The sequence below is a fragment of the Streptomyces sp. DH37 genome (genome assembly GCF_029813835.1).
GTDB lineage: Bacteria > Actinomycetota > Actinomycetes > Streptomycetales > Streptomycetaceae > Streptomyces.
This window is the reverse complement of sequence record NZ_JARVKV010000048.1, coordinates 38,572-52,511: the sequence shown is the minus strand read 5'-3', so window position 1 is coordinate 52,511 and position 13,940 is coordinate 38,572. Positions and strand designations below refer to the sequence as shown.

Below are 13,940 nucleotides of genomic sequence, written 5' to 3'. Positions count from 1 at the left end.
CCTCTCCGCCCGCACGGGCGGGAGGCGGGCGGCGGGGCTTTCGCGGCGCCTGTTACAACCGGGGGGTGGATCTGTTCACCCCCTCCGTCCAGCACTGGCTCGACCTGGCCGGGATCTTCGTCTTCGCCGTCTCCGGCGCGCTGCTCGCCGTCCGCAAGAACTTCGACGTCGTCGGCATGGCGCTGCTCGCCGAGGTCACCGGGCTGGGCGGCGGGCTCTTCCGGGACCTGGTGATCGGGGCGGTGCCCCCGGCCGCCTTCACCGACCTCGGCTATCTGCTGACCCCGCTGGCCGCCACGGCGCTGGTCTTCTTCCTCCACCCGCAGGTGGAGCGGATCAACCGGGCGGTGATGGTCTTCGACGCGGCGGGGCTGGGCCTGTTCTGCGTCACCGGCACGGTCAAGGCGCACGCGTACGGGCTGGGCCTGACCGCCTCGGTCGTCATGGGGCTGGCCACGGCGGCGGGCGGCGGCGTGCTGCGCGACGTCCTGGCCAACGAGGTGCCCTCGCTGCTGCGCTGGGACCGCGAGGTCTACGCCGTGCCGGCCGTGGTCGGGGCGACGGCGGTGGCCCTGCTGATCAAGGCCGGCGAGCTGAACGGGGTGACCAGCGGCGCGGCGGCGGCCCTGGCCTTCGTCCTGCGGCTGCTGGCCCTGCGCTACAACTGGCGCGCGCCGAGGGCCTGGCACCGCCGCAGCCAGCGGGCCCAGGAGAGCGGCGAGGAGGCGTGAGGGGGTCCGCCGCCACCTGGCTACTAGCCGGTAATAAAAACCTGTACCGTGTATTGCCATGACCGAGGCAACCACCGGTACCAGCGCGTTCGATCGCGACACGGCCGTCACCGCACAGGGGGAGGGCGTCTACGGCGCCGACCTCTCCGCCCAGTGGACCATCGGGCACGCCGTCAACGGCGGCTACCTCCTCGCCCTGCTCGGCCGCGCCCTCGGCGACGCACTGCCGCACCCCGACCCCTTCACCATCACCGCGCACTACCTCACCGCCTCCCGGCCCGGCCCGGCGACCGTACGCACCACCGTCGTGCGCACCGGCCGCACCCTGTCCACCGGGGCCGCCTCGCTCGTCCAGACGGACGAGGAAGGGCGCGAGGTCGAGCGCATCCGCGTGCTGGCGTGCTACGGGGACCTGGACGCGCTCTCCGACGACGTCCGCACCAGTGCCAAGCCGCCGCAGCTCCCGCCGTACGAGCACTGCCTCGGAGCGAAGGACGGCATGGACCCGGCCGCCGTCCCGCCCATCACCCACCAGCTCGACCTGCGCCTGGACCCGGCCACCGTCGGCTGGGCCGTCGGCGCGCCCAGCGGGCGCGGTGAGATGCGCGGCTGGTTCGGCCTCGCCGACGGCCGCGATCCCGACCCGCTCTCCCTGCTGCTGGCGGTGGACGCCCTGCCGCCCACCGCCTTCGAGCTGGGTCTGTCGGGCTGGGTGCCGACCGTGGAACTCACCGCCCACATCCGCCGGCGCCCGGCCCCGGGCCCGGTGCGGGTGGCGGTCGGCACCCGCAACCTGGCCGGCGGCTTCCTGGAGGAGGACGCGGAGGTCTGGGACAGCCAGGACCGCCTGGTCGCCCAGTCCCGCCAGCTCGCCCGCGCCCCGCTGGACTGAGACCCCCGTCGGGCGCCCGTCGCGCACCCGTCACGCGCTCGCGGCGCACCCCGCGGCCCCGGACCGTCCGGTCCGGGGCCGCGTCCGCATGCGCCGGGCGCGGGCGGGAACGCGTACACCGTCGCCGACGCGCCGCGGCACCCGCCGTGACCGGCGCAAACGCGCCGTGACGCGGGCCGGGCGGTCCGGGCGGCGCATGAGTGGCGAAGCCCTGCGCGGGTAGCCTGGAAAGGGATAAATCCAGTAAATCAACTCAGATGTGAAGAACCCGGCAAGAGAAGCGAAGGTGGTCAACGGATGTACGCCGTGAAGAGCACACTGCCCGACCAGGACCTCAAGGTCGTCGGCGAGGCGCTGCAGGGCGCGCTGGTCGACCTGGTGGACCTGTCGCTGGTCGCCAAGCAGATCCACTGGACCGTGATCGGGCCGCGTTTCCGCTCCATCCACCTCCAGCTCGACGAGGTCGTGGAGACCGCGCGCACCTACTCCGACACCGTCGCCGAGCGCGCCGCGGCCCTGGGGCTGGCCCCCGACGGCCGCGCCTCCTCCGTCGCCTCCGGCACCGGCATCTCCGGTGTGGACAGCGGCTGGCACAAGGACGACAAGGCCGTCCAGGTCATGGTCGGCGCCCTGGGCGCCGTGGTGAACCGGATGCGCGAGCGCATGGCGGCCACCGAGGAGCCGGACCCGGTGACCCAGGACATCTTCATCGACATCATCGCCGAGCTGGAGAAGCACCACTGGATGTTCCAGGCCGAGCACAAGGTCGACTGAGGCCGGCGGAGCGCCCGGCCCGCGCCCCGCGGCTCCGTTCCGGTTCCGCGGGCGGCGCCCCTCCGTGAGGACCGGCCGGCTGGCCGGTCCTCGCTCCCGTTCCGGTACGGGCGGCTCGTAGAATCGGGGAACCATGGCCTACCTCGACCACGCCGCCACCACCCCCATGCTCCCGGAGGCGGTGCAGGCGATGACCGCCCAGCTCGGCCTCGCCGGCAACGCCTCCTCGCTCCACGCGGCCGGACGGCGGGCCCGGCGCACCGTGGAGGAGGGGCGCGAGGCCCTCGCGGCCGCCCTGGGCGCCCGGCCGAGCGAGGTGGTCCTCACCTCCGGCGGCACCGAGGCGGACAACCTCGCCGTCAAGGGCCTGTACTGGGCGAGGCGCGCGGCCGACCCCGCCCGCACCCGCGTACTGGCCAGCCCGGTCGAGCACCACGCCGTCCTCGACGCCGTCCACTGGCTCGCCGACCACGAGGGCGCCCGCGTCGAGTGGCTGCCGGTCGACTCCCACGGACGGGTGCACCCCGACGCGCTGCGCGAGGCGGTCGAGCGGGAGCCCGGCGACGTGGCCCTGATCACCGTGATGTGGGCCAACAACGAGATCGGCACCCTCCAGCCCACGGCCGAACTGGCCGCCGTGGCCGGTGAGTTCGGCATACCGATGCACGCGGACGCCGTCCAGGCCGTCGGCCAGGTCCCGGTGGACTTCGCCGCCTCGGGGCTGGCCGCGCTGACGGTCAGCGGCCACAAGATCGGCGGCCCCTACGGCGTCGGCGCGCTGCTGCTGGGCCGCGAGTGGGCCCCCACGCCGCTGCTGCACGGCGGCGGCCAGGAGCGCGACGTGCGCTCCGGGACCCTCGACGTGCCCGCCGTCGCCGCCTTCGCGGTCGCCGCGCGGCTGGCGGCCGAGCGGCGCGAGGAGTTCGCCCGCGAGATCGGCGCGCTGCGGGACGCACTGGTGGCGGCCGTGACCGAGGCCGTGCCGGACGCGGTCCTGGGCGGCGACCCCGACCCGGCCGGGCGGCTGCCCGCCAACGCCCACTTCTCCTTCCCCGGCTGCGAGGGCGACTCGCTGCTGCTCCTGCTGGACGCCCAGGGCATCGAGTGCTCCACCGGATCGGCCTGCACCGCCGGCGTCGCCCAGCCCAGTCACGTCCTGCTGGCCACGGGCGCCGACCCGGACCTGGCCCGGGGCACCCTGCGCTTCTCCCTCGGCCACACCTCCACCAAGGCGGACGTGGACGCGGTGGCGGCGGCCATCGGCCCGGCCGTGGAGCGGGCCCGCGGCGCCGGGCTGTCGTAGCGCCGGCCGGTACCGCCGCGGCCGGGCTCGAGTCCGGCACCAGCCCGGCTCCGGCCCCCTCTGCGAGCCTGGCCGGAATCCACCTCGCGCCGGCGACCGCACGAGTACGCTGTACGCAGTTTCCTGCCTGCCCGCTCGCAGACCGCCCGGCCGGCCGCGGGAACGACAACCGCCGCGACTCGCAGCAAGGGAAGACCGGATGCCCACCGACCACTCCAGCCCCCGACCGCCGCACGCCGCCGACAGCCATGCCGTGATCCAGGTCCGCGGGGCCAGGGAGAACAACCTCCGGAACGTCTCGCTGGACATCCCCAAGCGCCGTCTGACGGTCTTCACCGGCGTCTCCGGCTCCGGCAAGTCCTCGCTCGTCTTCGGCACCATCGCCGCGGAGTCGCAGCGCCTGATCAACGAGACGTACACCGCCTTCGTCCAGTCGTTCATGCCGAGCCTGGGCCGCCCCGACGTCGACGGACTGCACAACCTGAGCGCCGCCATCGTCGTCGACCAGGAGCGGATGGGCGCCAACTCCCGTTCCACGGTGGGCACCGCCACCGACGCCCACACCATGCTGCGGATCGTCTACAGCAGGCTCGGCACCCCGCACGTCGGGACGTCGAGCGCCTTCAGCTTCAACAGCCCCGAGGGCATGTGCCCGCAGTGCGAGGGCGTCGGCAGGGTCTCGGACATCGACGTCGACCAGGTCGTGGACCGGGAGCGCTCCCTGAACGACGGGGCGATCACCGCCCCCGGGTTCACCGTGGGCTCGTGGTTCTGGAAGGTCGTCACGGGCTCCGGCCTCTTCGACCCCGACACCCCGCTGAAGGACTTCACCCCCGCCCAGTGGGAGGACCTCCTCCACAAGCCCGCCACCAAGATCAAGACCGATGGCGGGGCGATCACCTACGAGGGCCTGGTGACCAAGATCCGGCGCACCTACCTCTCCAAGGACCGCGAGTCGATGCAGCCCCACATCCGGGCCTTCACCGACCAGGCGGTGGTCTTCACCGACTGCCGCGCCTGCGGCGGCGCGCGCCTCAACGCCGCGGCCCTCTCCTCGCGGATCGACGGCGTCAACATCGCCGAGTGCTCCGCGATGCAGATCAGCGACCTGGCCCGGTTCGTCGGGGGCATCGACGACGCGTCGGTGGCGCCCCTGCTGGCCGGCCTGCGGCAGCTGCTGGACTCGCTGGTCGAGATCGGCCTGGGGTACCTGAGCCTGGACCGCACCTCCGGCAGCCTCTCCGGCGGCGAGGCCCAGCGGGTGAAGATGGTCCGGCACCTCGGCTCCAGCCTCACCGACGTCACCTACGTCTTCGACGAGCCCACCACCGGACTCCACCCGCACGACATCCAGCGGATGAACGGCCTGCTGCTGCGCCTGCGGGACAAGGGCAACACGGTCCTGGTCGTCGAGCACAAGCCCGAGGTCATCGCCATCGCCGACCACGTCGTCGACCTGGGCCCGGGGGCCGGGTCGGCCGGCGGCGAGATCGGCTACAGCGGCGACGTGGCCGGGCTGCGCGCCTCGTCCACCCTGACCGGGCGGTACCTGGAGCACCGGGTCCGGCTGCGCGAGGACGTGCGCACTCCGACCGGGCACCTGCCCATCAGGGGCGCGCGGCAGCACAACCTCAAGGACGTGGACGTCGACATCCCGCTGGGCGTGCTGACGGTGGTCACCGGCGTCGCCGGCTCGGGCAAGAGCTCGCTGATCCACGGCGCGCTGCCCGGCCGGGAGGGCGTCGTCGTCGCCGACCAGTCGCCGATCCGCGGCTCGCGCCGCAGCAACCCGGCCACGTACACCGGCCTGCTGAACCACATCCGCACCGCCTTCGCCAAGGCCAACGGGGTCAGGGCGGCGTTGTTCAGCGCGAACTCCGAGGGAGCCTGCCCGAACTGCAACGGCATCGGCCTGGTCTACACCGACCTCGCCATGATGGCCGGGGTGGCCTCGGTCTGCGAGCAGTGCGAGGGGAAGCGCTTCACCCCCGAGGTGCTCGCCCACACGCTGCGCGGCAAGGACATCAGCGAGGTCCTGGCCATGTCGGTGGCCGAGGCCCACGCCTTCTTCCCCTCCGGCCAGGCGCACGCCGTCCTGGGCCGGCTCGTCGACGTGGGGCTGGAGTACCTGAGCCTGGGCCAGCCCCTGAGCACCCTCTCCGGAGGCGAGCGGCAGCGCCTGAAGCTGGCCATCCACATGGCGGAGAAGGGCGCGGTCTACGTGCTGGACGAGCCGACCACCGGACTCCACCTGGCGGACGTGGACCAGTTGCTGGCCCTGCTGGACCGGCTGGTGGACGAGGGCAACACCGTCATCGCCATCGAGCACCACCAGGCCGTGATGGCCCGCGCCGACTGGCTGATCGACCTCGGCCCGGGCGGCGGCCACGACGGCGGCCGGATCGTCTTCACCGGCACCCCGGCCGAGCTCGTCGCCAAGGCCGACACCCTGACCGCCCGGCACCTGCGCGAGTACGTGGGCGGCGCGTAGCCGGCCGCGCGGACGGCGGATCCGGCCGGCCCCGCCCGGGGGGACCGGCGGGATCCCCGCTCACGCCTCGCGGACCGGCACGTCCCGGACCATCCGCAGGTACCGGTCCCAGTCCCAGTGCGGCCCGGGGTCGGTGTGGTCGGCGCCGGGCACCTCGACGTGGCCGACGATGTGCTCGCGGTCCCGGGGCAGGCCGTACCGGTCGCATATCCCGGCGGTCAGCGCCGCCGACGCCCGGTAGGTGGCGTCGGTGATGGTCTCCGCGCGGTCCACGAAGCCCTCGTGCTCGATGCCGACGCTGCGCTCGTTGTACGCGCGGTTCCCCGCGTGGTACGCCACGTCCAGCTCCCGCACCATCTGCGTCACCTTCCCGTCGGAGGTGCGCACCACGTAGTGGGTCGCGGCCCGGTGGGACGGGTCCTGGAAGACCTTCAGGGCCACCGCGTAGGAGCCCTGGATGACGTGGACCACCACCCGGTCGATGGTGAAGTCGTAGGGCCGGTCGGCCCGCCGCCAGTTCGCCTCGGAGGCCGGCAGCCACTCCGCGCCCGGATGGTCCACCTCGCCCTCCGTGCGCGGCCGGTCCACGCCCGGCGTCCGCCACCACATCCGGGACAGGTCGTCGCGGGCCGCCCAGCCCAGCGCGCCCAGTCCCGCCGCCGCGCCGCCGACCAGCAGGGCGCGGCGGCCGACCGCGGGCCGGCCCGCACGGTCCGCACGGCCCGCCCGGCCCGCACGGCGGTCCTCCAGGGCATCTCTCTCGCTCACAGCCCGCACAACGCCCGGGAACACCCGTACGGTTCCGTGCGGGTTCCACGCGGGTTCCGTGCGGCCGCGCGCGGACCCGTACCCTGGGGAGCGCTATGACTGACACGACCGGTGCGCCCAGCCCCGCTCCCCGCCTCCGCGTCCTCGCCGCCATGTCCGGCGGCGTGGACTCCGCCGTCGCCGCCGCCCGCGCGGTGGAGGCCGGACACGACGTCACCGGCGTCCACCTCGCCCTCTCGGCGAACCCGCAGTCCTTCCGCACCGGCGCCCGCGGCTGCTGCACGATCGAGGACTCCCGCGACGCACGCCGCGCCGCCGACGTCATCGGCATCCCCTTCTACGTGTGGGACCTGGCCGAGCGCTTCCGCCAGGACGTGGTGGAGGACTTCATCGCCGAGTACGAGGCGGGCCGCACCCCCAACCCGTGCCTGCGCTGCAACGAGAAGATCAAGTTCGCGGCGCTGCTGGACAAGGCCCTGGCGCTGGGCTTCGACGCGGTGTGCACCGGCCACTACGCCACCGTCGTCGTCCGCGAGGACGGCGGCCGCGAGCTGCACCGCGCCGCCGACATGGCCAAGGACCAGAGCTACGTGCTCGGCGTGCTGGACGAGCGGCAGCTCGCCCACGCCATGTTCCCCCTCGGCGACACCGCCACCACCAAGGAGGAGATCCGCGCCGAGGCCGAGCGCCGGGGGCTGGCGGTGGCGAAGAAGCCCGACAGCCACGACATCTGCTTCATCGCCGACGGCGACACCCAGGGCTTCCTCGCCCGGCACCTGGGCACCGCCGAGGGCGACATCGTCGACGAGGACGGCAGGAAGCTCGGCACCCACTCCGGCGCGTACGGCTTCACCGTCGGCCAGCGCAAGGGCCTGCGCATCGGCCACCCGGCCCCCGACGGCAAGCCGCGCTACGTCCTGGACATCTCCCCGGTGGACAACACCGTCACCGTCGGCCCGGCCGCCGCCCTGGACGTGGTCGCCCTGACCGCCGTCCGCCCCCGCTGGTGCGGCGCCCCGCCCGCCGGGCCGGGCACGTACACCGCCCAGCTGCGCGCCCACGGCGGCGAGACGCCGGTCACCGCCGAGCCGGTGGACGGCGAGCTGCGCGTGACCTTCACCGAGCCGGTGCGCGGCGTCGCCCCGGGCCAGGCGATCGTCCTCTACGACGGCACCCGCGTGGTCGGCTCGGCCACCATCGCCGCCACCGAGCGCCGCGGGGCGGCGGCCGTCCGGGGCTGACGCGTTCCGGAGCGCGACCGCCGGCCGCGGCCGGTGCCCGTGGCGGCGGGAGGGCTTCGCCGCGCTGTTCCAGGGCGCCCGGCTCTCCCGCCGGCCGCGGGCGCCGGGCCGCCTCCTCCGGGGCCGGGGGCCGGGCCCCGTTCGGGCGGACCGGCCTCACGCACGTGCGCGACGCCGCCGAGGACGGCGGCACCACCACCCGCGTCCTGACCCGACGCCGGACGGGACGAGCGGCCCGGCCGGACGATCCGGCCGGGCGGGGGTCAGACGCGGTCCAGCGGGCGGTGCGGGCCGTCCGGCAGCTCGACCCCGACCGCGTCGCCGGGACGCACCACACCACCCGTCCTGACGACGCCCATGACCCCGGCCCTGCGCACGACGTTGCCGTCCTCGTCGCGGCCCACGACCCGCTTCAGCAGCCCCTGCCGGAAGGCGTCGATCTGGCGGCACGGGTTGCGCAGACCGGTCAGCTCCACGACCGCCTCGCCGCCGAGGCGCAGCAGCGTGCCGACGGGCAGGCCGAGCAGATCGACGCCGCGGGTGGTGATGTTCTCGCCGAGCTCGCCCGGCCCCACGTCGAAGCCCGCCTCGCCGACCTCGGCGAACAGCTCCTCGTGGATCAGGTGGACCTGGCGCAGGTTCGGCCGGGTGGGGTCCTGGGCGACGCGGGAGCGGTGCCTGACCGTCTCCCCGGCGTGCACGTCCCCCTCGACCCCGAGCCCGGCGAGCAGGGTGACGCTCTCCCGGTTCGGCTTGCTGAACGAGTACTGCCCGTTGCTGCTGACCGCGGTCACCGTTCCGCCCATCGAGCGGCCCCCTCCTCACGCGTCCCGTCCGTCCGACGACCCGCCCGACGACCCGTCCGACGAACCGCCCGACGAAGAGGTCCCCGCCGGGAGCCTACTCCGGTCCACCGGCGGCGCGCAGGGCCCGCGCCGCCGCCTCCGCGATGCCGTCGACCGGGCGCCCGGCCACGCTGCCCGACCCCGCTGCCCGGCCACGGTGCTCAGCCACGCTGCCCGGCCCCGCCGCGACGGCGGCACCGTGCGCTCCCGCCCGGCTCACCCGGACGGATGCCCGGGCGGTATCGAAGGAGGGAATCGGCGGTCCTCCTCCCTCCGCCTCCCGCGGCGGAGGAACAGGAAGCGGAGGAGCAGGAAGGGTGTCGAGGGAGGTGGCGCATGGGCTCGGACGGGCTGCAGATCCAGGAGGCGGAAGGTTTCCAGCGCAAGGAGTGGGCGTTCGAACGGGTCGGCTGGGCGGTGATGGCCCTGATCCTCCTCGCCGCCCTGCTCGGCCTCTTCGGGGGCCTGGGGGTCTTCCGCTCGGTCAGCGCGTCGGACGCCTCGGGCGCGGTGACGGTCGACTACCCGCGCCTGACCCGCCACACCGCCCGCACCGAACTGGAGGTCGCCACCGGCGCCGCGGCCGTCCGGGAGGGGCAGGTGGTGCTGACCCTCTCCTCCGACTGGGTCGACGGAGCCGACATCGGCCGGGTGATCCCCGAGCCGGACACCTGGAGCAGCGGCCCGGACGGACTGCGGCTGACCTTCCTCGCCGACCCGGCCCCGCCGACCGTACGGATCTCCTACCGCCCCGACGCCATCGGCCCGCACCCGGGCACGGTCACCGTCGGCGACGGCGGCCCCCGCGTCGGCTTCGACCAGTTCGTCTACCCCTAGAAGGAGCCCGCCGTGGACACGGTGCTGCGCGCCCTCGTCATCTACCTGGTGCTGATGCTGCTGATGCGGGCCGCGGGGAAGCGGACCCTGGCGAACGTCACCACCTTCGACCTGGTCCTGCTGCTGGTGATCAGCGAGGCCACCCAGCAGGCGCTGCTGGGGGACGACTTCTCCCTGACCACCGCCGCCCTGGTGATCACCACCCTGATCGGCGCCGACCGGCTCGCCGACTACCTCGGCTTCCGCTTCCCCGCCTTCGACCGGATCACCGACAGCGTTCCGGTGGTCGTCCTGGAGAACGGGCGGGTGCTCCGGCACCGGACGGACCGGCTGCACATCACCGAGTCCGACATCCTCCAGGCCGCGCGGCAGAGCCAGGGACTGGAGCGCCTGGACCAGATCGCGTACGCGGTGCTGGAGAAGTCCGGCGGCATCACCGTCGTCCCCCGGCGGGGATAGCACCGCCGGGGGGACGACGGGTGAGGTCTGGAGCCGCGGCCGACGGCTTCCCGCGGTTCACGGCCGGGCTCGGCGGGCAGGACACCCACTTCCCGCACGCGCGCCCCGCCGGGCCCGGCGCCCTGCCGCTCGCGCACGGCCGGCCGAACCCCTTCGCGGAGACCGGCCGGACGCCGCCCGCACCGCGCCGGCGGGGGCGTGGCTACCAGCCGCCGTCGAGCGGCAGGACCGCGCCGTTGAGGTAGTCCGCGCCCGAGCCCGCCAGGAACGCCACCAGGTCGGCGCACTCGCGGGGGCGACCGAGCCGGCCGGTGTCGTTGGGGCCGAAGGCGGCGACGGCCTTCGGCTCGACCTCCTCCAGGGTCTCCCCCCAGCCGAACCGTCTGCCCGCGTCCAGCAGCATCTCCTCCACGGGAGGGGTGACGAAACCGCCCGCGGCGATCGCGTTCGACGTCACGCCGGTGTGCCTCAGCTCGTGCGCGAGGGACCTGGCGAGGTTGTTCCGGGCGGCGCTGGCCGCGGCGTAGTGGGGGTAGCCCGCGGGGGGCAGCGCGCCGACGACGCTGCTGATCTGGATCACCCGTCCCCAGCCGCGCTCCCGCATGCCGGGGACGAAGCGCCGGATCATGCGCACCCCGGAGAGGACGTTGGTGTTGTAGGTCTCGGCCCACACGTCGGGCGGGGTCGTGTCCCAGCCCAGCGTGACGTCGTAGACGCCGGCGTTGTTGACGAGGACGTCGACGGGGGGACCGCTCGCGGCGACCGCGGCTCCGACCGCGTCGGCGCCGGCGTCCGTACCCAGGTCGCCGATCGCGGTGACGGCGTCGCCGCCGCTGTCGCGGATGGACTCCGCCACCGCCGAGGCCCTGCCGCGGTCCCGTCCGTGGACGACGACCGAGGCCCCCTCGGCGGCCAGCACCCTGGCGATCTCCGCACCGAGTCCGCTGCTCGCACCGGTCACCAGTGCCCGTCTGCCGCTGAGCCGCAGGTCCACCTGCCCCTCCCCTCCGGGCCGGGGCCCGTGGCGGTGCCGTGCCGACCGGGGCCGGCGGGGGCCCGGGCGGGCCGCCGGATCCGATGGTGGGGGCGGCGGGGCACGGCGGCCAAGACCGGAACCGGACACGGCCGACACAGCCGGATACGGCCGAACACGGGACCGGGGCCGCACGGAGGACGCGGCGGGACGGAGGACGGGGCGGGACGGGAGCGGCCGGGGCCGCACGGGGGACGGGGGCGGGGCCGCACCGTGCGGGTCACGCCGTGCGGTCCAGCAGGAGGGCCGACAGGGCCCGCAGCTCGTCCAGCGGGCGCGGCGCCAGCGGAACCGACTCCAGGCAGGCGTGCGCCTCGGCGGCGAGACGGCGGGCCTCGGCCAGCGCGGCCGTGCGGCCGCCCGCCTCCTCGGCCAGCTCCGCCGCCCGGCGGGCGCCGCCGGGCCCCAGGGCGCCCGGGGTCTCCAGGAGACCGGCGAGACGGCGGGCGGCCGGTCCGCCCGGAGCGTCCCCGGCGGTGCTCAGGGCGGCCAGCACCGGCAGGGTCTTCTTGCGCCGCAGCAGGTCGGCGTGGACGGGCTTGCCCGTGACCAGGGGGTCGCCCCAGACGCCCAGGACGTCGTCCGTGATCTGGAAGGCGGTGCCCAGGCGCCGTCCCGCCCGGTCCAGGGCGGCCACGGTCCCCTCGGGCGCCCCGGCGAGCAGCGCCCCCAGCGCGAGGGCGGCGCCCAGCAGGGATCCCGTCTTGCGCTCGGCCATCGCCCGGTACTCGCCGGGCGGCACCGCGCCGGGGCCCCGCCACGGGCGCGACTCGAACAGCAGGTCGTCGGACTGGCCGCGCACCAGGTCGGTCAGGGCGGCGGCCAGCCGCCCGACCGCGGCCGGCCCGCGTGCGCCGGGCGCGCCCGCCAGCGTCTCCACCGCGAGGGCGAACAGCGCGTCGCCCGCCAGCACCGCGGGGCCGGTGCCGTACGCCTTCCACACCGCGGGACGGCCCCGCCGGACCGCGTCGCCGTCCATGACGTCGTCGTGCAGCAGGGAGAAGGTGTGCACCAGCTCCACCGCCACCGCGCCCGCCGAGCCCGCCTCGCCCGGCGCGCCCGCGGCCTCGGCCCCGAGCACGGCCAGCGCCGGGCGCAGCCCCTTGCCCGGGGCGCCGGCGGCGGGCGCGCCGCCCATCCCGCACCAGCCCAGGGAGTAGGCGGCCATCTCCGCGGGCCAGGGGTGCAGCCGGTCCACGGCGGCCGCCAGCGCGGGCGCGACCAGCCGCCGGCAGCGCTCCAGGACGGCCCGGGCGTCCGGGGCCGCGGGAGCCACCGGGGGGACCGCCGGGACCGCCGCCGTCACTGCCCGGCCTCCGGCGCCGCGGCCCGGGGAGCCTCGATGCCAGGGGGAGCCTCGATGCCCAGCTCCTCGTGGGCGGCCAGCACCATGCGCCGGGAGTGCCGCAGCCCGATCCGCTCCAGGTCGCGGGCGAGCCCGGCCAGGTCGGCGGCCGTCCGCGCGCGGTCGCGGCCCAGCCGGGCCAGGGACTTGACCAGTCCCAGCCGCGCGAGCGCGGTGCCGCGCGGCTCGTCCATCTCGCGGAACTCCGCCAGGGCCAGCCGGTACAGGTCGCGGGCCTCGGCGTAGCGGGCGGCGCGGTACAGGACGTTGCCGCGCATCTTGTGGTTGTAGGCCAGCGCGCCGGACAGGCTCATCTCCCGGCAGGCCGCCTCCGCCTCGTCCAGCAGCTCCAGGGCGCGGCCGGTGTCCCCGTCGCGCGCGGAGACGACGTCGGCCATGCCGCGCAGGGCCCAGGCGCGCCCCCGCCGGTCGTCGGCCCCGGAGGCTATCTCCGCCGCCTCGGCGAACATCGCGTACGCCGAGTCGTAGGAGCCGTTGTTGCGGTGCATCTGCGCGATGCCCTCCAGCGCCCACACCGTGTGCCGCGCCTCGCCCCGTCTGCGGGCCTCGGCCAGGAGCTGCTCGTGCAACGCGCCCACGGCCTCGTAGTCGCCCTGGATGCGGCCGGTCTCCGCCAGGCCCGCCAGCGAGTAGCCGCGCACCACGACGTCCCCGCTCCGCCCGCCGAGTTCGGCCGCCAGGGCGAGGAGGCGCCGGGCGAGGGCCAGGGCGCCGCGCTGCCGGGCCAGGGTGCCGCCGCTCCACAGCGCCCAGGCCATGGCGGAGGCGTCCCCGGCCCCGCGGGCGGTGCGGTAGCTCGCCTTCCAGGCGCGATCGGCCTCGGCCGTGTTGCCCAGCCTGCGGTGCGCCTCGGCGACCGCCAGTCCCGAGCGCGCCGCCTCGGCGGCCGAGCCCTCCCGCTGCGCGGCCCTCAGCCGCTCGGTGCCCGCCGCCAGCACGTCCTCCAGGGACGAGTTCACCGACAGCGCGGCCAGGGCGCCCTGGTACTCGGGGGCGAACGCCTTGCCGTACATGGTGCCTTCCCTCCCGCCGCCGGACGGGTTCGAGCGCCCTGCCCCGACGGCTGTATGCCATGTGTGTATACGCGGTGCGTATAAGTCGAGTGTATACACGGTGTGTATAGCGCGGTGGATCCGTCGCCGGAATCCCCGGCTTCGGGGACGCCGCGCAGGTCACCCCGTACGGACCGGGACGCGCACG

13 protein-coding genes are annotated in these 13,940 nt (G+C 75.4%); 8 read left to right on the top strand and 5 right to left on the bottom strand.

Features of this window, described 5'->3' with window-relative positions; translation table 11 throughout:
* Window positions 1-65: 65 nt before the first annotated feature.
* The 5 genes from QC029_RS21645 (at window position 66) to QC029_RS21625 (ending at window position 6,191) form a co-directional block, all read left to right on the top strand.
* A complete protein-coding gene (locus QC029_RS21645; RefSeq protein ID WP_279557397.1) occupies window positions 66-731 on the top strand; it encodes a trimeric intracellular cation channel family protein in 666 nt (221 codons plus the stop codon).
* A 58-nt stretch (window positions 732-789) separates the two neighbouring features.
* Complete coding sequence (locus QC029_RS21640) at window positions 790-1,623, top strand: thioesterase family protein (protein WP_279557396.1); 834 nt, start codon at window positions 790-792, stop codon at window positions 1,621-1,623.
* A gap of 297 nt (window positions 1,624-1,920) precedes the next feature.
* Window positions 1,921-2,397, top strand: a complete 477-nt coding sequence (locus QC029_RS21635) for a Dps family protein (RefSeq protein ID WP_279557395.1) — start codon at window positions 1,921-1,923, stop codon at window positions 2,395-2,397.
* A 133-nt stretch (window positions 2,398-2,530) separates the two neighbouring features.
* Window positions 2,531-3,700, top strand: a complete 1,170-nt coding sequence (locus tag QC029_RS21630; protein ID WP_279557394.1) for a cysteine desulfurase family protein — start codon at window positions 2,531-2,533, stop codon at window positions 3,698-3,700.
* Window positions 3,701-3,899: 199 nt separating this feature from the next.
* The gene (locus tag QC029_RS21625; protein ID WP_279557393.1) at window positions 3,900-6,191 is read left to right on the top strand and encodes an excinuclease ABC subunit UvrA; all 2,292 of its coding nucleotides are present in this window, start codon (window positions 3,900-3,902) and stop codon (window positions 6,189-6,191) included.
* Between the two features lie 60 nt (window positions 6,192-6,251).
* Here QC029_RS21625 and QC029_RS21620 read toward each other — a convergent pair whose 3' ends face one another.
* Window positions 6,252-6,941, bottom strand: coding sequence for an N-acetylmuramoyl-L-alanine amidase (locus QC029_RS21620; protein ID WP_279557399.1), 690 nt, complete (start codon window positions 6,939-6,941; stop codon window positions 6,252-6,254).
* A 113-nt stretch (window positions 6,942-7,054) separates the two neighbouring features.
* Between QC029_RS21620 and mnmA the strand changes: the two genes are divergently transcribed.
* On the top strand, window positions 7,055-8,200 hold the full coding sequence (gene mnmA / locus QC029_RS21615; RefSeq protein ID WP_279557392.1) for a tRNA 2-thiouridine(34) synthase MnmA: 1,146 nt from the start codon (window positions 7,055-7,057) through the stop codon (window positions 8,198-8,200).
* Window positions 8,201-8,463: 263 nt separating this feature from the next.
* On the opposite strand, the gene QC029_RS21610 is transcribed toward mnmA, so the two are convergent.
* A complete protein-coding gene (locus QC029_RS21610) occupies window positions 8,464-9,006 on the bottom strand; it encodes an MOSC domain-containing protein (RefSeq protein ID WP_279557391.1) in 543 nt (180 codons plus the stop codon).
* A 375-nt stretch (window positions 9,007-9,381) separates the two neighbouring features.
* On the opposite strand from QC029_RS21610, the gene QC029_RS21605 reads away from it, so the two are divergent.
* Both QC029_RS21605 and QC029_RS21600 read left to right on the top strand, forming a co-directional pair.
* Window positions 9,382-9,882: a GspH/FimT family protein gene (locus tag QC029_RS21605; protein ID WP_279557390.1), complete on the top strand. Its 501-nt coding sequence runs from the start codon at window positions 9,382-9,384 to the stop codon at window positions 9,880-9,882.
* Between the two features lie 12 nt (window positions 9,883-9,894).
* On the top strand, window positions 9,895-10,341 hold the full coding sequence (locus tag QC029_RS21600; RefSeq protein ID WP_279557389.1) for a DUF421 domain-containing protein: 447 nt from the start codon (window positions 9,895-9,897) through the stop codon (window positions 10,339-10,341).
* Window positions 10,342-10,543: 202 nt separating this feature from the next.
* Here the strand turns inward: QC029_RS21600 and QC029_RS21595 are convergent, their stop codons facing one another.
* The 3 genes from QC029_RS21595 to QC029_RS21585 all read right to left on the bottom strand — a co-directional run bounded on the left by QC029_RS21595 (window position 10,544) and on the right by QC029_RS21585 (window position 13,753).
* Window positions 10,544-11,335: an SDR family NAD(P)-dependent oxidoreductase gene (locus QC029_RS21595; RefSeq protein WP_279557388.1), complete on the bottom strand. Its 792-nt coding sequence runs from the start codon at window positions 11,333-11,335 to the stop codon at window positions 10,544-10,546.
* A 259-nt stretch (window positions 11,336-11,594) separates the two neighbouring features.
* Window positions 11,595-12,650, bottom strand: coding sequence for a polyprenyl synthetase family protein (locus tag QC029_RS21590; protein ID WP_279557387.1), 1,056 nt, complete (start codon window positions 12,648-12,650; stop codon window positions 11,595-11,597).
* A 26-nt stretch (window positions 12,651-12,676) separates the two neighbouring features.
* Window positions 12,677-13,753: a tetratricopeptide repeat protein gene (locus QC029_RS21585; protein ID WP_279557386.1), complete on the bottom strand. Its 1,077-nt coding sequence runs from the start codon at window positions 13,751-13,753 to the stop codon at window positions 12,677-12,679.
* Between the last annotated feature and the right edge of the window lie 187 nt (window positions 13,754-13,940).